Origin of the sequence: Rathayibacter sp. AY1A7 (genome assembly GCF_002930845.1) — a bacterium.
GTDB lineage: Bacteria > Actinomycetota > Actinomycetes > Actinomycetales > Microbacteriaceae > Rathayibacter.
Genome location: NZ_PSTL01000003.1, coordinates 257,065 through 281,142, shown reverse-complemented (window position 1 = coordinate 281,142; position 24,078 = coordinate 257,065). Strand labels below are relative to the sequence as shown.

The following is a 24,078-nucleotide window of genomic DNA, read 5'->3' as shown; positions in this document are numbered from 1 at the left end:
CCCGCACCCCCACCCCGCCCCTAGGTTGGGGGGACCCGCATCGCCGACCGCGCACCACAGAGTTCCGATGGAGGAACGCCATGGCCACGACACCCGTGCTCCGCAGGATCGCGATCGCGCTGGTCGCGGTCGTCGCAGTGGGAGTGGCGGGTGCCGCACCGGCGTCCGCTCTCGACAGGCCCGTCTCCGGATACCTGAAGGACAGCGGGCTCACGCCCGAGAAGATCCGCGACTTCCTCGGCGGACCCCTCATCTCGCCCTCGACGCAGGTGGGCTACGGCGGAGCGGTCTCGAGCGTCGACGCGAACGCGAGCCGCGTGGGCATGGAGGTGCTGAAGCGCGGCGGCAACGCAGCTGACGCCGCGGTCGCCACGGCCGCGGCCCTCGGCGTGAGCGAGCCGTACAGCGCCGGCATCGGCGGAGGCGGGTACTTCGTCTACTTCGACAAGGCCTCCGGCGAGGTCAGCACCATCGACGGACGCGAGACAGCGCCGGCCGGCATCACCTCGGACGCGTTCCTCGACCCCGCGACCGGAGCCCCGTACCCGTTCACCCCGGACCTCGTCTCCTCCGGCGTCGCGGTCGGCGTGCCCGGCACGGTGGCGACCTGGGACACCGCGGTCGACCGCTTCGGCACCCTGCCGCTCCCCGTCGTGCTGGCGCCCTCGATCGCGCTCGCGGCGAAGGGCTTCCGGGTGGACGAGACCTTCCGCAACCAGACGCTCGACAACCTCGAGCGGTTCCAGGCGTTCCCCGACACGGCCGAGCTGTTCCTCCCCGGAGGGGACGCGCCGAAGGTGGGCAGCACCTTCCGCAACCTCGACCTCGCGAAGACGCTGACCTCCATCGCCGTCCACGGGCCGGACGCGTTCTACGAGGGCGCGCTGGCCGCCGAGATCGCCGACACGGTCCAGAACCCGCGGATCGCCGAGGGGTCGGACCTCCCCGCCCCGGCCGGCACGATGACCGCCGCCGACCTCGCGGCGTACTCGGTCGCCGAGCAGGCGCCGACCCGCGTCTCCTACCGCGGACTCGACGTCTACGGGATGGCGCCCTCCTCCTCCGGCGGGATCGCGGTCGGCGAGGCCCTCAACATCCTCGAGAACCACGACCTCGCGGCCGAGGACACGGGCAGCGCCCTGCACCTCTACCTCGAGGCGTCCGCCCGCGCCTTCGCCGACCGCGGCGCCTACGTCGGCGACCCGGCCTTCGTCGACGTGCCCACCGAGACGCTCCTCAGCCAGGAGTTCGCGGACTCGCGGGACTGCACGATCGACCCGGCGACCGCCTCCGTCCGCCCGGTCGCGCCCGGCACTCTCGACGGCTCCGGATGCGCGACCGCCCCCGCCGCGGAGGAGTCGGACACCGAGAACATCTCCACGACCCACCTCTCGGTCGTCGACAAGTGGGGCAACGCCGCCTCCTACACGCTCACGATCGAGCAGACCGGCGGCTCGGCGATGACCGTCCCCGGCCGCGGCTTCCTCCTCAACAACGAGATGACCGACTTCTCCCCCACCTTCGTCGACGGGGACCCGAACCGGATCGAGCCGGGCAAGCGCCCGCGCTCGTCGATGTCGCCGACGATCGTGCTCGACGGCGGGGACGTGCGGTTCGTCGTCGGCTCGCCGGGCGGATCGACGATCATCACGACGGTCCTGCAGACCCTGGTCAACCGCATCGACCTCGGCATGACGCTCCCCGAGGCGGTGGCAGCGCCCCGCGCCTCCCAGCGCAACGGCGCGACGACCTCGGCCGAGCCCGAGTTCATCGAGGCGTACGCCGACGACCTCGCTCCCTTCGGCCAGCAGCTGGTCCCCTCGGGCGACACCTTCACCTCGGCCGCGCAGATCGGCGCGGTGGCCGCCATCGAGGTCGACCCCTCCGGCCGGATGACTGCGGTCGCCGAACCGGTGCGGCGCGGCGGCGGCGTCGGGCTGGTGGTCCGGCCCGAGAAGTGACGCCCCGGAGCCTCCGCGGCCCGCTGAGAGGAACCGTCGCCCGGCCGCTCCTCTCGCCCGGGAGCGGTCCTCCGCGGGAAGGAGGCGTCTGCGACACTGGGGAGATGTCGTCGTCGCGCCCGCTGCGCACCCTCCGGGGTGTCGTCGCGGCGACGGTGGCGACGCTCGTCGCGCTGTTCTCGCACGTGGCCGGCGGCGGCCAGATCCCGGGTCCGCTCGGTGTCGCGATGCCGCTCGTCCTGTCGGTGCTGGTGTGCGTGGCGCTCGCCGGGCGCAGGCTCTCCCTGGTCCGCCTGGCGGTCTCGGTGGGAGTCAGCCAGTTCCTGTTCCACACGCTCTTCACGATCGGCACCTTCGCGGGGCCGGTCGATGCGCCGACCCTGCACACGCACCACGGTGCCGTGATCGACGTCAGCGCGGCGATGATGCACAGCGGGATGACCGGCTCCTCGATGTGGGCGGCGCACCTCGTCGCCGCCGTCGCGACGACCGCGGCGCTCCACCGCGGCGAGTCCCTCCTCGTCAGTGTCGCCGCGACGACGAGCCACCTCGTCACCCGCCTGGTGCGGGTCCTGCCGACTCCGGTGGCCGCTCCTCGACCCGCGCGACGCTCCTCCTTCGAGCTGCGCGACGTGCTCCCCCTCGCCTCGGGCGTCTTCCCCCAGGCGGCGCTGCGGCGCGGCCCCCCTCTGCAGCCCGCCTCCTGATCATCGACGCGAGCCGCGGCGAGGACCTCCCCGGAGGTCCCCGCGGCGTCTGACCGACCCGTCTCCTCCCCGGACCCTCGCGAACGGCGCGCCCCTCACCGGGACGGCGGAGACCGACGAGCCCGACTTCGAGGCGACGACGGCCATCGGCTTCCCGGTGATCCCGGAGTTCTCGCACATGAGGCGCGCCCGCTCGGAGAACACCGCCGAGCGCTTCCACCGCCGCGCCTACAACTACGACGACACCCCGACGGGCGAGGACATCTCGAACTCCGGGCTGATCTTCGCGGCGTACCAGGCCGACGTCACCGCGCAGTTCGTGCCGATCCAGAGGCGCCTGGACGAGCTGGACCTGCTCAACGAGTGGACGACGCCGATCGGCTCCGCCGTCTTCGCGATCCCGCCGGGCTGCGTCGAGGGCGGCTACATCGGCGACACCCTCCTCTGACCCTCACCGGCACCCGCCACAGCACCGAAGGACCAGAAGCATGACCACCACCGCCACGAGACCCCGCGACTCCGCCGACACCCCGCCCCCGCCGCGCAGAAGCAGCGCAGGCTGGCTCGGACAGCTGCTGCTCCGCCTGCACTTCTCCGCCGCCCTGTTCGTCGGGCCGTTCATCCTCGTCGCCGCGACCAGCGGAGCGCTCTACGCACTCACCCCGCAGCTCGAGCAGGTCGTCTACGCGCAGGAGCTGCACGCCCCCGAAGCGGACACCTCCCTGCCCCTGGCCGACCAGATCGACGCCGCCGACGCGTACACCGGAGGCGGGCAGAGCATCGTCGCCGTCCGCCCCGCCCCGAACCCCGGCGACACCACCCGGGTGATGTACGCGGACCCGTCGCTCGGCGCCAGCGAGACCCGCGCGGTCTTCATCGACCCGGCCACCGCCGACGTCCGCGGCGACCTCACCGCCTACGGCACCAGCGGCGCCCTGCCGTTGCGGACCTGGGTCAGCGACCTGCACCGGACGCTGCACCTCGGGGACGTGGGCCGCTCCTACAGCGAGCTCGCCGCCTCCTGGCTGGGGGTCGTCGCCCTCGCCGGCCTGGGCCTCTGGATCATCCGCCTCCGCCGAGCCCGCGTGAAGAGGGACCTGCTGCGCCCCGCGCCGAGGACCACCGGCTACAAGCGCCTGTTCTCCTGGCACGCCTCCACCGGCGTCTGGCTGCTCGTCGGCGCCCTGTTCCTCTCGACCACAGGCATCACCTGGTCGCTCTACGGAGGCGGGAACTTCGAGACCCTCCGCTCCGCAGTCGGCTGGACCACGCCCTCGCTGGGGACGACGCTCGGCGACCGGACCGGCGAGGTGGCCGACGAGCACGCCGGGCACGCCGGACACGGCGCGGCCACCGGCGACGCCGTCGAGTCGACGGCGGGCTACTCGCCGGCCGCCTACGACTCGGTGCTCTCGGTCGCCCGCGAGGTCAACGTGAACACGGGACTGGTCGAGATCCGGCCGCCCGTGGCGGAGGGCTCGGCCTGGGTCGTGCAGGAGATCCAGCGCAGCTTCCCGACCGAGGTCGACGGCGTCGCGATCGACGGGAGCACGATGCAGGTCGTCGACCGGGTCGACTTCGCCGACTTCGGCCTCGTCGCCAAGCTCTCCCGCTGGGGCATCGACACGCACATGGGCTCGATGTTCGGGCTGCCCAACCAGCTGCTGCTGTTCGTCACCGCGGCCGGCATCGCCACGATGGTCGTGCTCGGGTACCTGATGTGGTGGAAGCGCCGCCCCACCCGCGGTCCCCGACGGCTCGGCGGCACCCCGCCGGCCCGGGGAGCGCTCCGGCGCGCGCCGTGGTGGGGAGTCGCGTCCGTCCTGGTCGTCGCCGCCGCGGTCGGGCTGTTCCTCCCACTCCTGGGTGCGAGCCTCGCGGCCTTCGTGATCGTCGACATGCTGCTGGGGCTCCGACCCGCGCACCGCTGAGCGCGGGCGCCGGCCCGGTGAGGTCCACCGGGCCGGCGTCACAGCCCCTTCGGGAAGCCGAGGGAGCGCAGCACGGGGTCGAGGCCCTCCCACTGCTGACGCCGCTCCGCGTCCCGGTCGGCGTCGCTCCCCCGGAGTCCGACCGCCTTCCTCACCGTTGTCTCCGTGGATTCGGGGCAGTTGTCGGCTCCGGAACGCGCCAGGGGTCCCGGGTACGGCTGACCGCCTTCAGCCGCCTGATGGCATGCCGTGATGAGCCGCCCGGGACCCCGCAACGGCAGGACCGCTCATGGAGAGACGCGACCAGATCGCCCCGTGATGACATGCCGGCGAGGTCGTTCACGGCGCACCGCACCCGCTGAACGGAAGGACCCTGCGTGCCCCGACTCCGGGCCGGAATCGACGCCGGCAAGACCGACCACCACTGCCGGTGAGGGTGCATCGATGATGCTCATCGCGCGCCTCCGAGCCAGAGTCCTGTTGCTGCGGCGATGACGCTGAGGAGGAGCGTGCCGAGGGCGTTGATGGCGGAGGCGAGTTGGCGTCCTTCGGCGAGGAGACGGACGGTTTCGAGGCTGGCGGTGGAGAAGGTGGTGTAGCCGCCGAGGAAGCCGGTGCCGAGGACGAGTCGCCACGGCTCGGGGGCGATGCCTGCGAGGGCGAGGCCGGTGATCAGGCCGAGGAGGAGTGATCCGGTGACGTTGATGACGGTGGTGCCCCAGGGGTAGGCGCCGCCGGTGCGGGCCTTGATGAGCCCATCGAGGAGGAGCCGTGTTGCGGCTCCGATTCCACCGGCGAGGGAGAGCGCGAGGAACAGTGCGGGTGTCATGCCGGCACCTTCCTCTGCGTGCGTCGCCGGTGGAGTGCTGCGGCGAGGGCGACTCCGGTCCAGGACGCGAGGGCACCGAGCAGGACGGTGCCGAGCGCGTAGAGGGCGGCGGGTGCGGGGTGTCCTGTGGTGAGCAGGTGGGCGGTGTCGGTGGCGAGGGTGCTGTAGGTGGTGAAGCCTCCGAGCGCTCCGGTACCGAGCAGCAGCCGTGCGGTGCGGCGTCGGCCCTCGTCGCTGCCGGCTCTGGCGAGGCTCTCCAGGAGTACGCCGAGCAGGAGCGCGCCGACGATGTTGATGGCGAAGACGACGGTGTCGAAGGCGGGATCGGCGGGGAACGCGAGGGTCAGGCCTTCCCGCGCCCCGGTCCCGACCGTGCCGCCGGCGGCGACGAGGAGGAGGTATCGCGGACGCAGGTGCACGGGTCGTGGCGTCCCGTCGGGGGCGTCGTCGAGGTCGCTGTCGACCGGCAGCTCGGGGTCGGGGTCCGGGGGGCGGTGACGGTGGCGGTCATCAGTCACGGGGAGTGGGACCTTTCGGGAGGGGGCGGGTCAGTGGGTGAGACCGTAGTGCAGCGTGGGGTCGAGGTGTTCGATGTCGACGAGGCGGTTGTACTTCGCGACCCTCTCGCCGCGCGCGGGGGCGCCGGATTTGATCTGCCCGACTCCGGTTCCCACCGAGAGGTCGGCGATGAAGGTGTCGAGGGTCTCGCCGGAGCGGTGGGAGACCATGCAGCGCATGCCGGCGTCGTGCGCGGCCGCGATCGCGTCGAGGGTGCCGGTGATGGTGCCGATCTGATTGGGCTTGATGAGTGCGGCGTTGGAGTAGCCGTCGCGGGCTCCGTCGCGGATGCGGTCGGCGTCGGTGACGTAGAGGTCGTCTCCCACGAGCTGCACCCGGTCGCTGATGGCGTGGGCGAGGAGGGCCCAGCCCTCGTGGTCGTCCTCGGCGAAGCCGTCCTCGATGCTGCGGATCGGGTAGTCGGCGATCAGCTTCTCGTAGTAGCGGGCGAGTGCGTCGCGGTCGAGATCGGTGCCGGCGACGGTGTAGTGGCCGTCGCCGTGGAAGAAGCCGTTCGCGGCGGGATCCATCGCGATCGCGATGTCACCGGTGCCGGGCTGGTATCCGGCGTCGGTGATCGCTGCGACGAGGAGGTCCAGGGCGTCTTCGGGCCGGTCGATGGGGGGCGCGAAGCCGCCCTCGTCGCCGAGCCCGGAGGTGCCGTAGGCGGTGCGGACGCGGGCGGCGAGGGCGTGATAGATCTCGGCGCCGACCTGCACTGCCTCCTCCTCGGTGCCGGCGGAGACGGGGGCGATCATGAACTCTTGGAAGTCGAGGCCGTTCGCGGCGTGCGCGCCGCCGTTGATGACGTTGAAGTGCGGGACGGGCAGGGAGGCGGTCGCCCCGGTGTGATCGGCGATCCACCGGTGCAGGGGCAGGCCGGTGCGCGCGGCGAAGGCGCGGGCGGCCGCGATGGAGACGGCGACGACGGAGTTCGCTCCGAGGCGGGCGAGGTTCGCGGTTCCATCCAGCGCTCGCAGCGCTTCGTCGATCTCGCGAAGCGAAGTCCAGGAGTGATCGAGCAGGAGGGCGCGGATCTCGCCGTCGACGGCCGCGACAGCGGAGCGGACTCCGCGTCCGCCGAACGCGGGGCCGCCGTCGCGCAGCTCGACCGCTTCGAACGCGCCCGTCGAGGCGCCCGCGGGGGCGGAGGCGTCCAGGACGGTGTCGTCGTCCAGACGCAGGGTGACAGCGACGGTCGGGAAGCCGCGGGAGTCGAGGATCTGCCGTGCGGCGACGTCGGTGATGACCAGCGGGTGTCCGGCGGGGTGGGTGACGTACTCGCCCGTCCCGTGGATGCTGGTGCGGGTGTGGCTGATGTAGGCGTTCATCAGGTTCCTCCTTCGTGGGCGAGCGTGATCGCCGCCCGGTCGGCTCTTGCGGGGTCGAGGTAGCGTCCGCTCCTCGAGATCGGTGTCCCGGACGGCCCGGTGTCGTACAGGTACGGCTGACCCGTCGGGATGTTCAGATCGCGGACCGCGGCATCGCCGAGGTCCTCGAGAAGGGCGCGCAGCGCGCGCAGGGAGTTGCCGTGCCCGACGATGAGCACCGTCTCGCCCTCCTGGAGGGCGGGCATGATGCGCTCCTCGAGGAGCGGCTGCAGTCGGTGGACGACGTCGCGCAACGACTCCATCTCCGTCATCGCCTCGGCCGGCTGCCCACGGAACGCCGCGGACCTGTGCAGCTGCACGAAGGCGGCGGCGGACAGAGCAGGCGGGCGGACGTCCATCGACCGGCGCCACTCCAGGAAGGCGTCGGCCCCGTACCGGGCTCCGACGGCGCTTGTGGACAGGCCGGTGAGCGCTCCGTAGTTGCGCTCGTTCAGCCGCCACTGGGCCGCGACGATCCGCGGCCGCCCGGGAAGGGCGCCGGCGATGATCCGGGCCGATTCGGTGGAGCGTTGCAGGGTCGACGTGAGGATCAGATCGGGGTCGATCGATGCGTCCCTCAGTACCGTCGCGGCCTGTCGCGCTTCGTCACGTCCGAGGTCGGTGAGGGGGACGTCGAGGACGCCGCAGAAGAGACCGTCGGCGTTGCCGGTGCTCTCACCGTGGCGCACGAGGACGAGCGGGGGATGCGCGGGCATGGGTCACCTACCTGGTCTCTGATCGAGAAGGTAGGAACCATCAGCCTCGGCGGCAGTTCGAGCTCACGCTCGGGCGGGATCCATCACCACTGCCGTCAGCCTACGCCCGCACCTCGGTCAGGACCAGGGCAGCGGCTCCGAATCATCGACCGGGGCGAGGGGGATCATGAGGGCCGGCCGGTGCTGACGGTGAGCGAGACGGGCGCCGACGGCGCCGGAGAAGACCTCCTGCACGGTGCGACGCAGAGACGGCTCCTTCGTGCCGACAATGATCATGACCGCATCGACACGGTCCGCGAGCTTCGCCAGAGCGTGTGCAACGTCACCGGCCATCTGATGCGTCTGCCACGGGACACGGTCACCGACGATCCGGTCAAGCCGCTCGAGGATCGCAGGATCTGGAGCCAGTGGAGTGTCGCAGATGCACTGCGGGCGACACCGGCCCCTTCCCCAGGGTCCGGTCCCCGCCAGCTGCCCGCGCGTACACGTGCGGACGCTGCGGCGTACCCGAATCGGCTGCTACTGACGAAGCGCGCCTCGGGAACGAACGGTGGGATCACGCTCGACCCGACGATCGGGGTGTCGTCGAGGATGGCACGCGGTCGAACCGATCACCATGGAGACCACCGCGCGCGAGACGGTGAGAAGCAGCTCAGGCGCAAGGGGGTCTCGGATCGTCGTTGTCGCGGTTCACTCACTGCATGGATGGTCTGCCCTTCGTTGTTCTCGTCGCCATCTTTCTCGCCGCCGCCGCAGTGGTGTGGATCGTCGGCATCCAGTTGTCGAAGGCCACGGACGTTCTGGATGCGCGTCTGCACCTGGGGAGTGCGCTGGGCGGTCTGATCGTTCTCGCCGTCGCGACGAACCTGCCGGAGATCGCGATCACCGTGTCCGCCGCGCTCTCCGGGAACCTGGACGTCGCGGTCGGCAACATCCTCGGCGGCATCGCACTGCAGACCGTGGTCCTCGTCGTCCTCGACCTGTTCGGCAAGCGCGGAAGAGGTGCGAAGCCGCTCACCTACCGTGCCGCGTCCCTCACACTCGTGCTCGAGGGGCTCGTGGTCGTCGCGGTGCTCGCCGTCGTCATCGCCGGCAGCCAGCTGCCCTCCGGACTGGAAGTGCTGCGCCTGACCCCGGACGTCGTCCTCATCGCCGGCCTCTGGGTCGTCGGGCTGCTGCTCGTGCAACGCTCCGGCAAGCACCTCCCCTGGCACGAGGACGGGCGGGCCCCCGACGCGACAGCATCCCCCTCGAAGAAGAAGACGCACCCGATGAGCACACGCAAGGCGACCATCGTGTTCACGATCTCCGCCGCGGCGACCCTCCTCGCCGGTGTCGTGCTCGAGCGCGCCGGTGACGCAGCATCCTCGCAGCTCGGTCTCTCCGGGGTGCTGTTCGGAGCCACCGTGCTCGCTCTCGCCACCTCCCTCCCCGAGATCTCGACCGGGCTGCAAGCCATCAAGCAGGGCGACGACGACCTCGCCATCAGCGACATCTTCGGCGGCAACGCCTTCCTCCCCGTCCTGTTCCTCGTCGCCACCGTCCTCTCCGGCACCGCAGTCCTCCCGCAGGCGAACTCGTCCGATATCTACCTCACCGCTCTCGCCGCCCTGCTCACCCTCGTCTACATCGTCGGACTGATCTTCCGACCCACCCGCCGCATCGCCGGCATGGGAATCGACTCGTTGATCGTGCTCGCGCTCTACACCGTCGGCATCGCGGGACTCTTCGCCATCACCGCGACATGACGTCCGTGCCGCCGTGGGCAGATCGACCAGATCGCTGCAGTTGAGCAGACACGGCCGCTGGCGTGATCGGCGTTGCGACGAGCCGTGCACCGGTCAGCGCATCTCGTGCGCGATCTCCAGGAACGCCGCCGCGGACGACCCGATGCGATCGGACCAGATGGCGCGGAGGGGTCGCACGAGTGCTGGTCCGCGGAGGGGCACTCGTATCAGTGAGCGCGCGGCGAGATCTGTTTCGACGGTGAGGATGCTCATGACGGCGGGCGCGATGCCGGCGCGGGCGTTCGCTCGGATGATCGCCGTCGTCTCCAGGATCGCGGCGGGAGTCGTGAGTGCGAGCCCGGCGTCGTGGAGCCATGCTTCGAGGGTCGTCCGGGTGCCGGAGCCTTCCTCTCGCGTCAGCAGTGCGGTCCCGGCCAACTCCTCGGCGCTGATACTCGCCGCGCGTGCCCAGGGGTGGTCGGGTGCCACGACGACAGCGAGTTCGTCCTCCGTGACCACGTCAGAGGAGAGCGTGGCCGTGGACGCTGGTGTCTCGACGAATCCGAGTTGCGCGGCACCGGATCTCACGAGCTCTGTGACCGTGGCTGAATTGCCGGCGATCAGCTGCACACTCACCTCGGGTGTGCGCTGTCGGAATTCGAGGAGCCAGCGTGGGAGCAGCAGTTCGGCGATGGTCTGCGACGCCGCGAGAACCAGTGAGCCGGTCGGCTGTCGCAGTGCTGCCGCGCCCGCCTCGAGGCGGCGGGACGCCTCGAGGACCGGGCCGGCCAGCTCGAGCACGAGCCGGCCCGCGTCGGTCATCAGGGACCCGGTCGGAGAGCGGCGCACGAGCGGCTGCCCGATGGCGCGCTCCGCGACCCGCAGACGCGCCGAGACGGCCTGCTGGGTGACGCCGAGGTCTTCGGCAGCGCGGGAGAGCGAGCCCGCCTCGGCGATGCGTTCGAGCACCTCCAGCGTGTCGAGATCCAGGATCCGGTCCGTCAATCGCCGCGTCGCCACAAGCACTCATTGTGCCCCGCCAAGACGATCGCTGTATCGGCTGGTGCCGGCGATGCTCAGGCTGGAGGCATGACAACTTTCTCCCCCGCCCGCGCATCTTCCTCGATCGGGCATCCTCCGCGGTCGAGGCGCTTGTTCCGGGAGTTGGAGCATCCGGGACTGATCGTGTCGAACCTGACGCCGAACTGGTTCGCGTCGATCATGGGCACCGGCATCGTCGCGGTCGCCGCCGCGTCCCTGCCACTCCAGTTCCCCGGACTCCGTACCGGGGCCACCGTCGTCTGGGCGATCGCCGCGCTGCTGCTCGTCGCGCTGACGGTCGCGACCGGGCTGCACTGGGTCCGCTACCGCGGTACAGCGGTGAGGCACCACCTGAATCCGGTCCTCTCGCACTTCTACGGCGCGCCGCCCATGGCGTTCCTCACTGTCGGCGCGGGAACCCTCCTCCTCGGCAAGGACTGGATCGGCCTGCCGGCCGCTGTCACCATCGACTGGGTGCTCTGGGGTGCGGGGACTCTCGGCGGGCTGGTGACGGCGGTCCTGGTGCCCTACCTCGCGTTCACCCGGCATGAGAACAAGCCCGATTCGGCGTTCGGCGGCTGGCTGATGCCGATCGTTCCGCCGATGGTGTCCGCTTCCACCGGCGCATTGCTGCTGCCGTACGCGCCCGCCGGGCAAGCGCGGGAGACGCTCCTGTGGTCCTGTTACGGCTTCTTCGGCCTCAGCCTGGTCGCGTCGCTGGTGGTGATCACCCTGATCTGGAACCGGCTCGCGCAGCACAAGGTCGGAGCGGCGGGGATGGTGCCGACGCTGTGGATCGTCCTCGGTCCGGTCGGACAGTCGATCACCGCTGTGAATCTGCTCGCCTCGAACGCGCCCACCGTCGCGGACGCCGGCATGGCGCGTGCGCTGCTGGTCGTGGCTCTGGTGTACGGCTTCGCGATGCTCGGCTTCGCGCTGCTCTGGACCGTCATCGCCCTCGCGATCACCCTCCGCACCGCGAAGGAGCACCTGCCGTTCAGTCTGACGTGGTGGTCGTTCACGTTCCCCGTCGGCACCTGCGTCACCGGACTGAACGGCCTCGCCCTGCACTCCGGTCTCACGGTTGTCGCCGGCCTCGCGGTGCTCTACTACGTCGGCCTGGTCGCCGCGTGGATCATCGTCGCCGCCCGCACGTTCCACGGTTCCGTGATCCGCGGAACCCTGCTCGCACCACCGCGGCCGGCCTGACCGGGATCGAGGAGCATCGTGGATGTCCGAAGCCTGAACGCCCTCGCCGAGACCTGGCGGAGTACCGCGGACGCGACCGGACGCTTCGTTCCGGGCTTCGATCCCTGCTCCGGCGGCACCGCCAGTCGCGTCCTGGTGCTGATGCAGTCACCCGGCCCTCGGACGATCGCCGCGGGATCCGCTGCCGTCTGCAGCGAGGACAACCTCGGGCCCACCGCCGCCGCGTTCCGGGCGGCCCGAATCGAGTCCGGACTCTCCCGCGACCACTACGTCCGGTGGAACCTCATCCCGTGGGAGATCCCTGGCCGCGTCCGCCCCGCGGACATCGAGGAGGGTCGGCTCGCGCTCGGTGAGCTGCTGGAGCTGCTGCCCGCGCTCGGCGCCGTCGTCACCTACGGGACCGTGGCGCTCGACGGGGTCATGCGCTATCTGACCCTGCACGATGATCCCCGTGTCGTCCCCGTACTCGCGGCACCGCACCCCTCACCGGCCAACGGACGTCACCGCGCCGACCAGCACCTCCGCTCCGTGAACGCGCTCCGCCTCGCGAATCGTCTCGGATCCGGTCGGCGAGTCGCAGACTGACGGCACTGAAGGGAGACGTCCGCGGCTCGGTCGGCACCGGTCGTCGTGACCGATGAGGTGTTGATCTCAGACGGTCCCCGTCCTCGGACCGCTGACGGGAGCGGCCGGGTCGTCCACGACGTCGACGGTGTACGCCGCGCCGTGCTCGAGCGTGTGGCCGACGGTGCACTGGCGGTCGACCGCCCGGTGGGTGCGTTCGGACAGTGAGGCGATCCGCTCGGGATCGAGCGCCGACAGGTCGGCGCGGATCACGGCGGTGATGGAGTCGTAGCGGTCCTCGCCCTCGGGCTTGGTCGCGGTGATGTCGGTGGTCGCTTCGAAGTCGGCTCCGAGTCGGCTGGCGAGGAGGTGGTCCGAGGAGAGCATGCCGCAGGCGGCGAGGGCGAGGTGCAGCAGCTCGCCGGGCGAGAACACGCCGTCGGCGTCCGACCCGCCGATGCGGACCTCGGCTCCTCGCGCGTTGCGGCCGATGAAGCTTCTCGGGCCCTCGCGGGTGATGTGCAGCGGTGTGGTCTCGGTGCTCATGGTCTGCTCCTGTCCTGTGTCCGCGGCACCGCGGGCAGTGCCGGTGTCTCCTGCGGGTGGGCGGTGTCTCAGGTGTCGGTGCGGACGAGGGGGGAGTTCGTGCCGCGGACCCTGATGTCGACGCCGGTGATCTCCGACCGGGCGATGCCCGTGGACGCCGCCAGGTCGACGGCGCGCTGCCCGGCCGCCGTCCAGGTGGCGACGGTGATCGTGCTGCCGTCTGTGCGGGTGATCACGAGTTCGTACTCCGCGTCGGCGGGCGCATCACCACTGTAGGTGCAGCTCCACTCCAGCCGGGTGCCCCACGGCTTCCCCTCGACCTGGATGTCCGCAGCGAGAGCGGGATCGTCCGCGATCGGGTCCATCGGTTCGAGGGTCGCCTCGCTCGCCACGGGAGCGCCCGCGATGCCCGTGCCGAGAGCGACGCCTCCGAAGACGGAGGCGGTGACGGCGGCCGCGACGGCGAGGGACGTCACCAGCCGGCGCCGACGTCGGCGCGTCCGGACACGGTGGGCGATGGCGGGCAGCGTCACCGGGGAGGGCGGCGCGTCCTCGCCGTCGTCCGATGCGCTGATGGCGAGAGCGTCCTCGACGGAGAGCCGACCGACGATGCCGGGCAGTCCTGCCAGCTCTGCCACGGCCGCGCGGCAGGCCGCGCAGCCGCTGAGGTGCTGCTCGTACTCGAGTCGCTGATCTGCGGGGAGAGCGCCGAGGACGTAGGACGCGTCCCAGTCGCGGTACTCGTCCTCCGTCGCAGAGCTTCCGTGGTGGTCGTTCATCGGGTGACGCCCCTTTCCTGCAGAGCCAGTCGCAGTCCGCGCAGTCCGTAGTGCAATCGAGATTTCGCTGTTCCCTCGGGGATGGAGTGCCGGCGGGCGATCTCGGGGACGGTGTGTCCGAGGAAGTACGCGTCCACCACGATCTGACGATGCTCCACCGACAGCGATGCGAGAGCGTCGGCGACCAGGATGCTGTCCAGGACCGCGTCGGTGCGATCGGGGACGGCGCCGCCGCCGTCCTCGTCCTTCGCCGGCACCTCGCGTCGGCTCCGAGCGGATCGGGCGTCGTCGATGACGAGGTTGCGGGCGACGGTGAACAGCCACGCGCGAGCGGCGTCGGCGTCGCGTTCGAGGACCTGCGGGCGCTGCCAGGCCCGGACCATCGTCTCCTGCACGACGTCCTCCGTCAGCGCCGCGTTCCGAGTGAGGTTCTGCACGAAGCGCCGCAAGGCCGGGCCGTGACTCTCGTACAGCGCCGCCAGGAGCTCATCGACGGGGCGGGGCACAACGCTCACCGCCTCGAAGCGCCACGGTGCGCTCCCTCATCACGGTTGCTGCGATCACTGCCGGTCATCCCTTCCGTCCATGCCTGTCGAGAACCGGCGACCCGGCCCGACGATGCGCTTCGCTGCGCGGGGACGGGTCGCCGTCGCATCAGGACGCCGGGGTGGCGGTGCTCATGGCCGCGGCTTCCTTGTTCATCGTGCCGTCAGGGAGGAGGACGTACCAGGCGTCCTTCACACCCTGCCCGTTGACCTGGCCCGGCGCGGTGTCCTTCGCGAACCGGTAGACCGGCCATCCGTCGACGGTCAGCTGGGTCGTCCCGTCGGTGCGGGTGATCGAGCCGACCTCTCCGGTGATCCCGTCCGCGGCGGTCGTGCTGGACGCCGACACGGCCGGCCAGGTCGTGGCGCACTCGTCGTAGCAGCTGCTGCTGCCCGAGTTCTGCGTGTCCTTGGCGAACGTGTAGACGGTGTAGCCGGCCTCGTCCGTGATGATCTCGCCCAGCGGCGAGGACGCCGTCGTGAGAGCCGCCGTCCCAGCGGAGGCGGTCGCGGTGGCGGAGGCCATCGCGGTGGCGGAGGGGCTGTCGGCCGGCGCTTCCGACGAGGCGGCCGAGCCGGCGGCCGTCGAGCATCCGGCGAGAAGGACGGCGGCGAACGCCGCAGTCGTCATAGTGGTCGCGATTCGCTTGAGCATGATGCCTCCTGTAGTGCGGGGGCCGAGGTGGTCCCACCGAGGACACGACACAGCAGTCGCGGACGTTCACCGACGCGAGAAGATCGCTGGGAGAGCATCCGCGCGGCGGGCGGATTCAGTGAGAGCGACGATCCGTTGCGCGCTCCTTCGCGTGAAGGCCCGAGGCTGCGCGCTGCTCTCCACGGCGGCGTGCGAGCAGTGATCGACCATGTGCGCGACGGCTGCGGCCTGCCCGGCCGCCCGCGCGGCAGCGGTGGCGGCCCGCTCGCCCGCCTGCGTCGCGGCGCGGGCTGCGGCGTGCGCCGTGAAGGCCGCCGCGCGGCACTCGGTCATCGGAGCCTCGCCCCGCCCCCAGGCGAGGAGGACGTCGAGCGCGCGCCGGGGCCGGGCATTGTCCGGGTCCCGCTCCTCGAACGCGGGGAGGGCGCGCTCCGCGCACTCCGCCGCCCACCGCGCGAGCGCCCGGTGGACCTACGGCTCCGGATCCGCCCAGGCCGGCTCCTCCGCTCCGCTCACGGGTCTTCCTCCGATTCCGGAGCTCAGCTGGCTCTTCCCAGATGAGGGTGTAGGTCGGCCGGGAGCGTCGGTCCGCAGATAGACGTCGAGGTCTCCCGACGACGGAGGTTCCTACACCATCCGTCCGAAAGACCTCGACGTGACCGACGCTACCCCGCCGGCCGGCTTCGGCCGCCCTGACCTGACCGCCTTCGCGTCTCATCCCAGTCGACCCTGATCGAGTCTGCTGACCCCCTCGACGAGAACGCAGCGACATCACAGCCACCCAACCCCGGCCGTCCGGGAAGCCGGGACACGTCACATGACCTGTGCTGCGGGCGTGTCGAGTGGGTCGTCCAGGGGCGACGCAGGAGCGTCGACGCGACGTGCTGAGAGGTGGTTCCAGTCGAGCGCTAGGACACCGGCTACAGGCATGGCGATAGGTCAGGAACGGCGTCGCTCCCTGCGCAGGAGGGAGCGCAGAGTCTCGGCATTCGCGTAGCCGACCCGTAGCGCGATCTCGGCGGAGGTGAAGTCCGTGGTTGCTGAGAGGTGCCGAGCTCGTTCGATGCGAAGCCGTTGGACGAAGCCGAGCGGAGTGAGGTTGAGCGCCGCACGGACTCGTCGTTCGAGGGTGCGCCGGCTGGTGCCGAGCGACTGCGCGACGAAGGCGACATTGAACGGTTCGTCCAGGCGGGCGCGCACGAAGCGTTCGAACTCGACGACGATCGGGTCCTCGTGCCGGAGATGTTCGTAGGCGACGAAGGCCGCCTGAGACGGACGCTCGTCGATGATGAGGAGCTTGGCGACATGTTGGGCAAGGTCGGGGCTGATCGATCGCACGAGTGAGAGCGCGAGGTCGATGTGGGCGAACGCGGCGCCGGCGGTGACGAGGTTCCCGTCGACCACGACCATGGTGTCGAGATCGAGGGCGACGGTCGGATAGCGCTTCAGGAACTCCGGCCCCAGGAACCAGCTGGTCGTCGCCCTCCGATGATGCATCCGTCCGGTCTCGGCGACAGCGAACACGCCGGTGCACGCCGCGGCGATCCGGGTGGTCGCCTCGTCGAGGCGCCCGAGCGAGGCGATGACCGAACGAGCATCTCGGCTCTGGAGGACGTCGTTGGTAGCGGCGGCCGTAAGGGTTCCAAGCGCAGGGACGACGACCACGTCGAACTCTCCGGACTCCGACAGCGGGTGGTCCACCGACAGGGTCATCGATGCCGTCGTGGTCACTCGCCGTTTCGGTCCGAGGATGGCGAGTTCGATCGGGTCGATCCGCGGGTCGACATCGCCGCGGGCTCCGTCGGCCACCCGCACGATGTCGATGATCGACGCGATAGCCGAACCGAAGCAGCCGTCGATCGCGATCAGCCCGATACGCATGACGTAAACAATAGCAATACTGCCGTATACGCCACTCCCCACCGGCCCTCGCTCGTCATACGCTGAACTCGTCCCACGAAGAACCCCGACGTCAAGGAGAGTCCCTCATGTCCACACCCGCATCACTTCCGTATGCCTTCGTCGCCAAGATCGTCGCGGCCGATGGACAGCACGACGCGGTCGCCGATCTGCTCGCCGGCGCTGTCGCACTCGCCAACGAAGAAGTAGGAACGATTGTCTGGTTCGCGGTCAGGACCCACGCCGACACCTTCTGGATCTTCGATGCATTCCCCGACGAAGCCGCTCGCGACGCCCACGCCAACGGCGCCATCGTCGCAGCCCTGATGGCCAACCAGCACCTCCTCGGCGCAGCACCCGAGATCCTGGCGGCCGACGTCCTCGCGTCGAAGCTCCCGTAGTCCGCCAACGCACGAGACGATCGCGCCCCGCCGAGCCGTCGCCAGGTCGCGACGCAACGCCACGCTGCGTTACCGAGCGGTGCGAGGCCTATCGGCACACGGACAGGATGCCGGCCGCGAGCGCTCAGCCGGCGAGGGGTCCGTCGCAGAGGAGAGCGACGTCGGTGTCGGGCAGAGCCGTGAGGCCAGCGCGTCGCGCGACCACCAGAACGGTTCGCCGGAGCCGCCTGTCGGAATCGAACGGACGACCTCATCACGTCGGCTTTGCGTCTATCGTTTGATGCGCCCACTGGGCGAACGAGCCGCTGACCTGCGCAAACGCCGAGCGTGGAGGACGCCGCCATCCGGTGGTGACCGACGACGACCGACCAGTACCGACCGTTTCACCGGAGCTTGCGGCGGCGTCGAAGCCGAGCAAGCTCCATTCTCTCAGCTCACCGCGCCCTCCTCCTCGCCGGCCCCGTCGTCGGCGAAGACGTTTCAGGGGTCTTCTCAGATGACGGTGTAGGTCGGCCGGGCGCGTCGGTCCGCAGATAGACGTCGAGGTCTCCCGACGACGGAGGTTCCTACGCCATCCGTCCGAAAGACCTCGACGTGACCGACGCTACCCCGCCGGCCGGCTTCAGCCGCCCTGACCTGACCGCCTTCGCTCGACTCGACGGCCTCGGTCTGCACACCGGCGCGGACCTGCTCACCGACAAGCAGAGCGACAGGCTACGCGCGCTGTTCGTTGATGACGCTCACGTCGAGGTCGAGGCGACCTGGGGTGTCTACCAGCGCATGATCGCCGCCTATCGCCACGAGGACCGGCAACGTGGCCGCGAGCTCATGGAGAAGCTGATCACCGACCTCAGCGCCGGCGTCCCCAAGGTCCTCACCGAGCTCACCACCCTGGGCCGGACCCTGAAGAAGCGAGCCGCTGACGTGCTCGCCTACTTCGAACGACCCGGCACCAGCAACGGGCCGACCGAGGCGCTCAACGGACGGCTCGAACACCTGCGCGGCTCCGCACTCGGGTTCCGCAACCTGACCAACTACATCGCCCGAAGCCTGCTCGAGACCGGCGGATTCAGACCCCAACTCCTACACCCCCGATTGGGATGAGCCGCTCAGCTCCGGCGCGGCCGCCCCGTGAAGTGCTTCACCCCGTAGACCAGGAGGAGCAGGATGCCGCTCAGCTGCAGGGCGAGCGAGAAGCCGGAGGCGAATTCACCGGCCGGCCACACCAGCCTCAGCACCAGCGCGACGAACATCGCTGTGACCCCGACGACGAACAGGACTCGATTCCGCATCCGTCGAGTCGACCATCCGCACGCGGGCCCTGGCCAACCGCCAGTGCTCAGCTCAGGCGCTCGGTCAGGTGGACGGTGACGATGTCGCCGAGGTCCTTGCCGATCGTCTTCCGCAGTTTCGCGCTGATCGACAGCATGTGACCGCCGGCGCCGGTCGGCAGCAGGCCCGCGGTCACCGGCTCGCCGTCGACGGTGGCGACCACCTTCACCGACCTCCCTGCGCCGAGCAGCTCGACGGAGCCGGGCACCTCGACGCACGACCAGAGGTCGCCCTTGACGGTGACGCCGATCGGAGCGGTGAAGGCGAGGTCCAGGGGGCCGGCGCTCATGCGCTCTCCTCCGCGGACGCCGCGCTCTCGCCGGAGGAGCCCTGCCCGCTGTACCGGTCGAGGATCTCGTCGTACATCGCGGCGTCGAGCAGACCATCGGACAGGGCCCGGCAGACCTCCTCGAACTCCCCCGGGTCGAGGGTCGTCCAGTCGAAGCCGTCGCTCGGCGATCCGGACCGGTAGCGCCAGCGGCCGAGCTCGTCGACGGCCTGCTCCCGCGTCAGCTCCCCCGCGGCGAAGCGCTGCGCGATCCCGTACGGTGTCGCGCCGGAGAAGCCGGAGCGCACGTGCGGCAGCGCGGCGGCGGCCTCGATCCCGTCGGACACCTCGTCGATCGACATGCGGACCCCTCCCGTCCGAGGGTCCACCGACCCTCCCGTCGACCCTACGACGAGACGTCGCATCCCGGTCGGGGCGGGCGACGAGCACTGCCCGCGACTTGCGGCTACCGTTCCTCCATGACCGGACGCGCCGCTACGTCCCGGCACGAGTTCCGCGTCGACTCGCGCACGCTCGTCGCCCACGACTTCCTCGGCACTCGAGCCCCCCGCGCTGTCGTCGTCTGGTGCGGAGGGACACCGCACACCGGCGCACTCCTCGCTCCCCACGTCGACGCCGCTGCGGCGCGCGGCATCCGGCTCGTCTCCGTCGCCCGTCCCGGCTTCGGCGGCTCGATGCGCACTCCCGGACGGAGCATCGCGGACGCGGCCGCCGATGTGCTCCGCGTCGCCGACCTGCTCGGGATCGAGCGCTTCGTGGTGACGGGCTACTCCGGCGGCGGCCCGCACGCGCTGGCCGTCGGGGCTCTCGGAGGTGATCGCGTCCTGGGCGTCGCGACGTTCGGCAGCCCTGCGCCATTCAGCGACGACGGAGCGTGGTTCGAGGGCATGCAGGATCCGGGCGCTCTCCGCAGCGCGCGCAACGGCCGGGCTGCGCGCGAGGAGTGGGAGGAGACGGCCCGCTTCGATCCGGAGCAGTTCACCGGTGACGACTACTCGGCCCTCGACGGCCCGCTGACGGCGCTCGGCGCAGAGGCCGGACGCGCCTCGGAGCTCGAAAAGGGCGGGAGCGTCGACGACGACCTCGCCCTCGTCATGCCCTGGGGAGTCGACCTCTCGCGCCTGGCGGCGCCGGTCCTCCTCCTCCACGGCGCCGCGGACAGGGTGGTCCCGGTCGCGCACGCGGAGCGGATCCGCCGCCTCCACCCGGCCGCGGAGCTCACGATCCGGCCCGGTCGAGGCCACATCGGCGTCCTGCTCGACTGGCCGGACGTCCTCGACCGCCTCCTCGCGGACGGGTTCCCCGGGGACCGCTCCGGCAGCGGAGGCTGAGCGTCTCATCGCGGCCGGCAGCGGATCCGACGCGGAAGGTGGGCCTGGAAGGGCCACGCTTCGGGAGGGCTCCCTCCGCGAGGATCACGGCATGGCCCCCCACACGGATCCCCGCCGATGACTCTGCAGGACCTCGCCGACGAGCTCGCCCAGGCTCTCGACCGCCCGGTGACGATCGAGGACGCCTCGAGCCGGGTGCTGGCCGCGACGCGCGCGCGCGAGGAGGCGCCTCACGACGGCGTGTTCCCCGTCCAGGATCCGCGGGGCCGGCTCGCGACCCTCCTCCTCCCCCGGGAGCGGCCCGCGCCGCTCACTCCGGCCGAGTACTCGCTCATCGATGCGGCCGTCGGAGCGATCCGCCGCCTCCTCGGCCCCTCGACGCGGGCGGGCGGCAGCTCCCGGCGCGCAGACGTCCTCGCGGCGCTCCTGTCGGGCGACGGCGGCACCCGGCGCGCCTCCTTCGCCGAGGCGGTCGAGCGCCGCTGGCTGCGCCGGGACGCCCAGACCGTGGTCCGCGCGGTGCGGCTGACCGGCCCGACCGGCTCCCTGCAGCGGACGGCGCTGGCGCGGCGGATCGACGCGAGCGCCGCCTCCGGCCTGACGTTCCTCGGCGACCAGGAGGGTGTGCTGTTCTTCGTGAGCGTGGAGGCGCCCGAGGCCGCCGCGGAGGCGGACGACGTCCTGCGGGCGGAGGCGCGCGGCCGCGGCACGGCCGTCGACGCGATCGGCTCGGCGCACTTCGACGTCCGCGACGACGACCTCCTGCCGACCGCCGAGCGGGCCGCTCTCGCGGCGACCATCGTCGGCTCCCTGCCCGACGGCCGTAGCCGGGCCGACATCGCCGAGCTCGGGGCCTGGGTGCTCCTCGCCTCGATCGGGGCGGACAGCTCGCAGCTCGCCATGCTCTCGCCGGCCGCGGCGACGCTGCTCGAGCGGGGCGACGAGGTGCAGCGGCGGACCGTGGAGGCCTACCTCGACGTGCGCGGCAGCGTGCGGGAGGCGTGCGGGCTCCTCCACATCCACCGCACCACGCTCTACTACCGTCTCGACAACCTGCCCGAGGCGGTCCGGGACGCGCTCGACGACGGCCTCGCCCGCAGCACGCTGCACCTCTGCCTCAAGCTGATGAAGTTCCGCGACGGGCTCGAGCGGCGGCGTGCCTCGTGATTGTGCCCGGGGACCTCCCGCAGGTCCGCCTCTACGGGCGGCGCGAGAGCCGCGACGCGTGGGAGATCCGCGACCTCCTCTCGCGCAGCGTCGTCTCGTTCTCGTGGACGCCGATCGACACGGACGAGCAGTGCCTCGCCGTCGCGGGGCATCCGCTCGCCACCGCGTCGCTCCCCCTCGTGGTGTTCCCGGACGGCAGCCGCGCCTCCGATCCGACGCTCGCCGAGGTCGCGGCCCGGCTCGGCTGGGTGGGCTCGCCGCGGCTCGCGGAGTACGACCTCTCCATCTACGGAGCCGGCCCGGCCGGGCTCTCGGCCGCCGTGTACGCCGCCTCGGAGGGGCTGAAGGTCGTGGTCCTCGAGCGCTCGGCCATCGGCGGGCAGGCCGGCTCGAGCAGCCTGATCGAGAACTACCTCGGCTTCCCGCACGGGATCGCGGGAGCCGATCTGGCCGAGCGCGCGCGGCAGCAGGCCGTCTCGTTCGGCGCCGAGCTGCTGCGGATGCGCGAGGGGATCCGCGGGCGCTTCGCCGACGACCGGATCCACGCGCTGCTCGCCGACGGGACGACCGTCGTCGCCCGCACCAACATCTGCGCCACGGGCATCCAGTGGCGCCGGCTCGGCCTCGAGCGCGAGGACGAGCTGCTCGGCGTCGGCCTCTACTACGGTGCCGGCACGAGCGAGGCGCCGCTCTGCGAGGGCGAGGACGTCGTGGTCGTCGGAGGCGGCAACTCGGCCGGGCAGGCCGTGATGAACCTCTCGGCGCACGCGCGGCACGTGACCATGCTGGTCCGCGGCCCGGATCTGGCCTACAGCCTCTCCTCCTACCTCGCGGAGCGCGTCGTCCGGCAGCCGAACGTGACGATCCTGCTCGACTCGCGCGTCACCCGCCTGCACGGCGCCGACGCCCTCGAGTCGATCGAGGTCGAGAACTCGGCGACCGGCGCGCACGGGGCGCTGGCCACCTCCCACCTCTTCGTCTGCATCGGGGGCGAGCCGGACACGACGTGGGCGGCGGAGACCGCGATCGTCCGCGACTCCGGCGGCTACCTCGTGACCGGACCTGACCTCGCCGGCGAGCACGCGGCTCGCGACTGGCCGCTCGAGCGGGCGCCGTTCTACCTCGAGACCAGCGTCCCCGGCTCCTTCGCCGCGGGGGACGTGCGCCGCAGCTCGGTCAAGCGCGTCGCCTCCGCCGTCGGCGAGGGCGCGATGGCCGTCACCTTCGCCCACCGCCACCTGCAGGAGACCTCGTGAGCCGCCGACTGCCGACGGTGCGCCACGGCGTCGGCTTCTGGATCGTCGCCGCGACCTTCCTGCTCGTGATGGCCTACTCGACGGTGCCGACACCCCTCTACCCGCTCTACCAGCAGCTCGACGGCTTCCCGCCGTTCGTGATCACCGTCGTCTTCGCCGCCTACGCGGTCGGAGTGATCGTGAGCCTGTACCTCGCCGGTCACGTCAGCGACTGGCTCGGCCGCCGCCGGGTGCTGCTGATCGCGGTGCTCGTCTCGGCGATCTCGGCCGTGCTCTTCTCGCTGACGACGGAGGTGCCGGGGCTGATCGTCGCCCGCTTCGTCAACGGCGTCAGCATCGGGATGCTCACCGCCACGGCGACCGCCCACCTCGGCGAGCTGCGCGCCCGCGCCCGGCCCGACGAGAACACGATCGTCGCCGCGTCGATCTCGGGCGCGGTGAACCTCGGCGGACTCTCGCTGGGCCCGCTGCTCGGAGGGGTCTTCGCCGAGTTCCTGCCCGATCCGCTCCTCCTGCCGCACCAGGTGTTCCTGGTCGCGCTGCTCGTGGCGGGCCTGGCGCTGCTCCTCGTGCCCGAGACGGTCGACGTGCCGGAGACGGCGCCCGCCTACCGGCCGCAGCGGCTCTCGGTGCCGGCGGATACGCGCCGGGCGTTCCTGCTCGCGGCGTTCGGAGCGTTCTCGGCCTTCTCCGTCCTCGGCCTCTTCACCTCGCTCGCCCCGACGTTCCTGGTGCAGACCTTCCAGGTGCGCGACCACCTGCTGGCCGGCGCGACGTCCTTCGCCGTGTTCGCCTCCGCGGCCCTCGGCCAGCTGCTGCTCGTGAAGGTGGGGACGCGCCTGCAGCTCTCGATCGCGGTGGCGGGCTGCGCGGTCGGGCTGGCGGCGGTCGCGGCCGGAGCGATCGCTCCGCAGCTGGGAGTGTTCCTCGCCGGGGCCGTCGTCTCGGGCTTCGGGGTGGGGCTGCTCTTCAAGGGGTCGATCGGCACGGCGGTCGCCCTCGCGGATCCCGCCCGCCGGGGCGAGACCCTGGCGGTGGTGTTCCTGGTCGCGTACACGGGGCTCGCGGTGCCCGCACTGGCGGCGGGAGCGGCGCTCGATCTCGTCGCCGCGACGATCGTGCTGACGGTGTTCGCGGCGCTCGTGCTGGCGGCGACCGCGACGGCCGGCGTGCTGCTGCGCGCCCGCAGCGCGGCGGCCGGGCGATGAGCGGCGGAGCGGGGCGGCGCTGCGGCGTGCGGGCCGGCGGCCGTCCGGGTGCCGGCC

The 24,078-nt window shown here is 71.5% G+C and carries 25 protein-coding genes, 4 pseudogenes and 1 riboswitch; of the genes and pseudogenes, 13 read left to right on the top strand and 16 right to left on the bottom strand.

The annotated features are described in order from the left end of the window. The first annotated feature begins 80 nt into the window (after window positions 1-80). The 4 genes and pseudogenes from ggt to C5B95_RS05035 all read left to right on the top strand — a co-directional run bounded on the left by ggt (window position 81) and on the right by C5B95_RS05035 (window position 4,599). Window positions 81-1,961: a gamma-glutamyltransferase gene (ggt, locus tag C5B95_RS05050; RefSeq protein ID WP_104348624.1), complete on the top strand. Its 1,881-nt coding sequence runs from the start codon at window positions 81-83 to the stop codon at window positions 1,959-1,961. 104 nt (window positions 1,962-2,065) lie between these two features. Then, window positions 2,066-2,668, top strand: coding sequence for a hypothetical protein (locus C5B95_RS05045; protein ID WP_104348623.1), 603 nt, complete (start codon window positions 2,066-2,068; stop codon window positions 2,666-2,668). A gap of 67 nt (window positions 2,669-2,735) precedes the next feature. Further along, window positions 2,736-3,116, top strand: a pseudogene (locus tag C5B95_RS05040) (Dyp-type peroxidase); the annotation flags it as partial. Window positions 3,117-3,156: 40 nt separating this feature from the next. Beyond that, window positions 3,157-4,599, top strand: a complete 1,443-nt coding sequence (locus tag C5B95_RS05035; RefSeq protein ID WP_104348622.1) for a PepSY domain-containing protein — start codon at window positions 3,157-3,159, stop codon at window positions 4,597-4,599. 451 nt (window positions 4,600-5,050) lie between these two features. On the opposite strand, the gene crcB is transcribed toward C5B95_RS05035, so the two are convergent. The 5 genes from crcB to C5B95_RS18050 form a co-directional block, all read right to left on the bottom strand. Beyond that, complete coding sequence (gene crcB / locus C5B95_RS05030; RefSeq protein ID WP_104224798.1) at window positions 5,051-5,428, bottom strand: fluoride efflux transporter CrcB; 378 nt, start codon at window positions 5,426-5,428, stop codon at window positions 5,051-5,053. Next, the gene (locus tag C5B95_RS05025) at window positions 5,425-5,946 is read right to left on the bottom strand and encodes a fluoride efflux transporter FluC (protein ID WP_374953769.1); all 522 of its coding nucleotides are present in this window, start codon (window positions 5,944-5,946) and stop codon (window positions 5,425-5,427) included. Before C5B95_RS05025 ends, crcB begins: the two co-directional genes overlap by 4 nt. A 30-nt stretch (window positions 5,947-5,976) precedes the next feature. Continuing rightward, a complete protein-coding gene (eno, locus tag C5B95_RS05020) occupies window positions 5,977-7,317 on the bottom strand; it encodes a phosphopyruvate hydratase (protein WP_104234121.1) in 1,341 nt (446 codons plus the stop codon). Continuing rightward, the gene (locus C5B95_RS05015; protein ID WP_104234122.1) at window positions 7,317-8,072 is read right to left on the bottom strand and encodes a 2,3-diphosphoglycerate-dependent phosphoglycerate mutase; all 756 of its coding nucleotides are present in this window, start codon (window positions 8,070-8,072) and stop codon (window positions 7,317-7,319) included. Before C5B95_RS05015 ends, eno begins: the two co-directional genes overlap by 1 nt. 24 nt (window positions 8,073-8,096) lie before the next feature. Continuing rightward, window positions 8,097-8,169, bottom strand: a riboswitch (Fluoride riboswitch). A gap of 20 nt (window positions 8,170-8,189) precedes the next feature. Next, entirely contained in the window at window positions 8,190-8,441 is a 252-nt protein-coding gene (locus C5B95_RS18050) for a universal stress protein (protein WP_374954249.1), read from the bottom strand. 332 nt (window positions 8,442-8,773) lie between these two features. Here C5B95_RS18050 and C5B95_RS05005 point away from each other — a divergent pair, with 332 nt between their 5' ends. After that, a complete protein-coding gene (locus C5B95_RS05005) occupies window positions 8,774-9,820 on the top strand; it encodes a sodium:calcium antiporter (protein WP_104234124.1) in 1,047 nt (348 codons plus the stop codon). 93 nt (window positions 9,821-9,913) lie between these two features. On the opposite strand, the gene C5B95_RS05000 is transcribed toward C5B95_RS05005, so the two are convergent. Both C5B95_RS05000 and C5B95_RS18045 read right to left on the bottom strand, forming a co-directional pair. Further along, a complete protein-coding gene (locus C5B95_RS05000) occupies window positions 9,914-10,600 on the bottom strand; it encodes a LysR substrate-binding domain-containing protein (protein ID WP_258059817.1) in 687 nt (228 codons plus the stop codon). Between the two features lie 63 nt (window positions 10,601-10,663). After that, a pseudogene (locus C5B95_RS18045) lies at window positions 10,664-10,768 on the bottom strand (LysR family transcriptional regulator); the annotation flags it as partial. Between the two features lie 216 nt (window positions 10,769-10,984). Here C5B95_RS18045 and C5B95_RS04995 point away from each other — a divergent pair. After that, on the top strand, window positions 10,985-12,049 hold the full coding sequence (locus C5B95_RS04995; protein ID WP_258059813.1) for a TDT family transporter: 1,065 nt from the start codon (window positions 10,985-10,987) through the stop codon (window positions 12,047-12,049). An 18-nt stretch (window positions 12,050-12,067) separates the two neighbouring features. Continuing rightward, the gene (locus tag C5B95_RS04990) at window positions 12,068-12,634 is read left to right on the top strand and encodes a uracil-DNA glycosylase family protein (protein WP_258059812.1); all 567 of its coding nucleotides are present in this window, start codon (window positions 12,068-12,070) and stop codon (window positions 12,632-12,634) included. Between the two features lie 66 nt (window positions 12,635-12,700). On the opposite strand, the gene C5B95_RS04985 is transcribed toward C5B95_RS04990, so the two are convergent. From C5B95_RS04985 to C5B95_RS04960, 6 genes and pseudogenes are all read right to left on the bottom strand, one after another. Beyond that, window positions 12,701-13,159, bottom strand: coding sequence for an OsmC family protein (locus C5B95_RS04985; RefSeq protein ID WP_055794432.1), 459 nt, complete (start codon window positions 13,157-13,159; stop codon window positions 12,701-12,703). A 68-nt stretch (window positions 13,160-13,227) separates the two neighbouring features. Continuing rightward, window positions 13,228-13,938 carry an anti-sigma factor gene (locus C5B95_RS04980; RefSeq protein ID WP_055794430.1) on the bottom strand — a complete coding sequence of 237 codons (711 nt, stop codon included), beginning with the start codon at window positions 13,936-13,938 and terminating at the stop codon, window positions 13,228-13,230. After that, window positions 13,935-14,444, bottom strand: a complete 510-nt coding sequence (locus C5B95_RS04975) for a sigma-70 family RNA polymerase sigma factor (protein WP_056865923.1) — start codon at window positions 14,442-14,444, stop codon at window positions 13,935-13,937. Before C5B95_RS04975 ends, C5B95_RS04980 begins: the two co-directional genes overlap by 4 nt. Before the next feature lie 148 nt (window positions 14,445-14,592). Then, window positions 14,593-15,138 (bottom strand): hypothetical protein, encoded by a 546-nt coding sequence (locus tag C5B95_RS04970; protein ID WP_146076490.1) that lies wholly within the window; start codon window positions 15,136-15,138, stop codon window positions 14,593-14,595. Window positions 15,139-15,204: 66 nt separating this feature from the next. Continuing rightward, a pseudogene (locus C5B95_RS18040) lies at window positions 15,205-15,594 on the bottom strand (putative immunity protein); the annotation flags it as partial. A 483-nt stretch (window positions 15,595-16,077) separates the two neighbouring features. After that, entirely contained in the window at window positions 16,078-17,019 is a 942-nt protein-coding gene (locus tag C5B95_RS04960) for a GlxA family transcriptional regulator (protein WP_053548963.1), read from the bottom strand. A 107-nt stretch (window positions 17,020-17,126) separates the two neighbouring features. Between C5B95_RS04960 and C5B95_RS04955 the strand changes: the two genes are divergently transcribed. Both C5B95_RS04955 and C5B95_RS04945 read left to right on the top strand, forming a co-directional pair. Then, entirely contained in the window at window positions 17,127-17,438 is a 312-nt protein-coding gene (locus C5B95_RS04955) for a putative quinol monooxygenase (protein ID WP_033107114.1), read from the top strand. A gap of 669 nt (window positions 17,439-18,107) precedes the next feature. Continuing rightward, window positions 18,108-18,542: pseudogene (locus tag C5B95_RS04945) on the top strand (transposase); the annotation flags it as partial. Window positions 18,543-18,547: 5 nt separating this feature from the next. Here C5B95_RS04945 and C5B95_RS04940 read toward each other — a convergent pair. From C5B95_RS04940 to C5B95_RS04930, 3 genes are read right to left on the bottom strand one after another with little or no spacing between them, the layout of a single operon-like run. After that, the gene (locus tag C5B95_RS04940; RefSeq protein ID WP_104224784.1) at window positions 18,548-18,730 is read right to left on the bottom strand and encodes a hypothetical protein; all 183 of its coding nucleotides are present in this window, start codon (window positions 18,728-18,730) and stop codon (window positions 18,548-18,550) included. Window positions 18,731-18,777: 47 nt separating this feature from the next. Next, the gene (locus C5B95_RS04935; protein ID WP_104348618.1) at window positions 18,778-19,059 is read right to left on the bottom strand and encodes a DUF1905 domain-containing protein; all 282 of its coding nucleotides are present in this window, start codon (window positions 19,057-19,059) and stop codon (window positions 18,778-18,780) included. After that, window positions 19,056-19,400, bottom strand: a complete 345-nt coding sequence (locus C5B95_RS04930) for a hypothetical protein (RefSeq protein WP_104348617.1) — start codon at window positions 19,398-19,400, stop codon at window positions 19,056-19,058. The genes C5B95_RS04935 and C5B95_RS04930 overlap by 4 nt, the downstream gene beginning before the upstream one ends. Window positions 19,401-19,517: 117 nt before the next feature. On the opposite strand from C5B95_RS04930, the gene C5B95_RS04925 reads away from it, so the two are divergent. From C5B95_RS04925 to C5B95_RS04910, 4 genes are all read left to right on the top strand, one after another. Next, window positions 19,518-20,390: an alpha/beta fold hydrolase gene (locus C5B95_RS04925; RefSeq protein WP_104348616.1), complete on the top strand. Its 873-nt coding sequence runs from the start codon at window positions 19,518-19,520 to the stop codon at window positions 20,388-20,390. Window positions 20,391-20,507: 117 nt separating this feature from the next. Beyond that, the gene (locus C5B95_RS04920) at window positions 20,508-21,557 is read left to right on the top strand and encodes a helix-turn-helix domain-containing protein (protein WP_104348615.1); all 1,050 of its coding nucleotides are present in this window, start codon (window positions 20,508-20,510) and stop codon (window positions 21,555-21,557) included. Window positions 21,558-21,559: 2 nt separating this feature from the next. Beyond that, window positions 21,560-22,813: an NAD(P)/FAD-dependent oxidoreductase gene (locus C5B95_RS04915; RefSeq protein WP_104348614.1), complete on the top strand. Its 1,254-nt coding sequence runs from the start codon at window positions 21,560-21,562 to the stop codon at window positions 22,811-22,813. Continuing rightward, window positions 22,810-24,021, top strand: coding sequence for an MFS transporter (locus tag C5B95_RS04910; protein WP_258059809.1), 1,212 nt, complete (start codon window positions 22,810-22,812; stop codon window positions 24,019-24,021). The genes C5B95_RS04915 and C5B95_RS04910 overlap by 4 nt, the downstream gene beginning before the upstream one ends. The last annotated feature ends 57 nt before the right edge of the window (window positions 24,022-24,078 follow it).

Excerpts from the sequence above, each read along its gene's own strand:
- C5B95_RS04980 (WP_055794430.1), bottom strand. The coding sequence starts at position 13,938 with ATGAACGACCACCACGGAAGCTCTGCGACGGAGGACGAGTACCGCGAC.
- C5B95_RS04920 (WP_104348615.1), top strand. The coding sequence starts at position 20,508 with ATGACTCTGCAGGACCTCGCCGACGAGCTCGCCCAGGCTCTCGACCGC.
- ggt (WP_104348624.1), top strand. The coding sequence starts at position 81 with ATGGCCACGACACCCGTGCTCCGCAGGATCGCGATCGCGCTGGTCGCG.
- C5B95_RS04930 (WP_104348617.1), bottom strand. The coding sequence starts at position 19,400 with ATGTCGATCGACGAGGTGTCCGACGGGATCGAGGCCGCCGCCGCGCTG.
- C5B95_RS05035 (WP_104348622.1), top strand. The coding sequence starts at position 3,157 with ATGACCACCACCGCCACGAGACCCCGCGACTCCGCCGACACCCCGCCC.
- C5B95_RS05005 (WP_104234124.1), top strand. The coding sequence starts at position 8,774 with ATGGATGGTCTGCCCTTCGTTGTTCTCGTCGCCATCTTTCTCGCCGCC.
- C5B95_RS04970 (WP_146076490.1), bottom strand. The coding sequence starts at position 15,138 with ATGCTCAAGCGAATCGCGACCACTATGACGACTGCGGCGTTCGCCGCC.
- C5B95_RS04940 (WP_104224784.1), bottom strand. The coding sequence starts at position 18,730 with ATGCGGAATCGAGTCCTGTTCGTCGTCGGGGTCACAGCGATGTTCGTC.
- C5B95_RS04960 (WP_053548963.1), bottom strand. The coding sequence starts at position 17,019 with ATGCGTATCGGGCTGATCGCGATCGACGGCTGCTTCGGTTCGGCTATC.
- crcB (WP_104224798.1), bottom strand. The coding sequence starts at position 5,428 with ATGACACCCGCACTGTTCCTCGCGCTCTCCCTCGCCGGTGGAATCGGA.
- C5B95_RS05045 (WP_104348623.1), top strand. The coding sequence starts at position 2,066 with ATGTCGTCGTCGCGCCCGCTGCGCACCCTCCGGGGTGTCGTCGCGGCG.
- C5B95_RS04985 (WP_055794432.1), bottom strand. The coding sequence starts at position 13,159 with ATGAGCACCGAGACCACACCGCTGCACATCACCCGCGAGGGCCCGAGA.
- C5B95_RS05015 (WP_104234122.1), bottom strand. The coding sequence starts at position 8,072 with ATGCCCGCGCATCCCCCGCTCGTCCTCGTGCGCCACGGTGAGAGCACC.
- C5B95_RS04935 (WP_104348618.1), bottom strand. The coding sequence starts at position 19,059 with ATGAGCGCCGGCCCCCTGGACCTCGCCTTCACCGCTCCGATCGGCGTC.
- eno (WP_104234121.1), bottom strand. The coding sequence starts at position 7,317 with ATGAACGCCTACATCAGCCACACCCGCACCAGCATCCACGGGACGGGC.
- C5B95_RS04955 (WP_033107114.1), top strand. The coding sequence starts at position 17,127 with ATGTCCACACCCGCATCACTTCCGTATGCCTTCGTCGCCAAGATCGTC.
- C5B95_RS04925 (WP_104348616.1), top strand. The coding sequence starts at position 19,518 with ATGACCGGACGCGCCGCTACGTCCCGGCACGAGTTCCGCGTCGACTCG.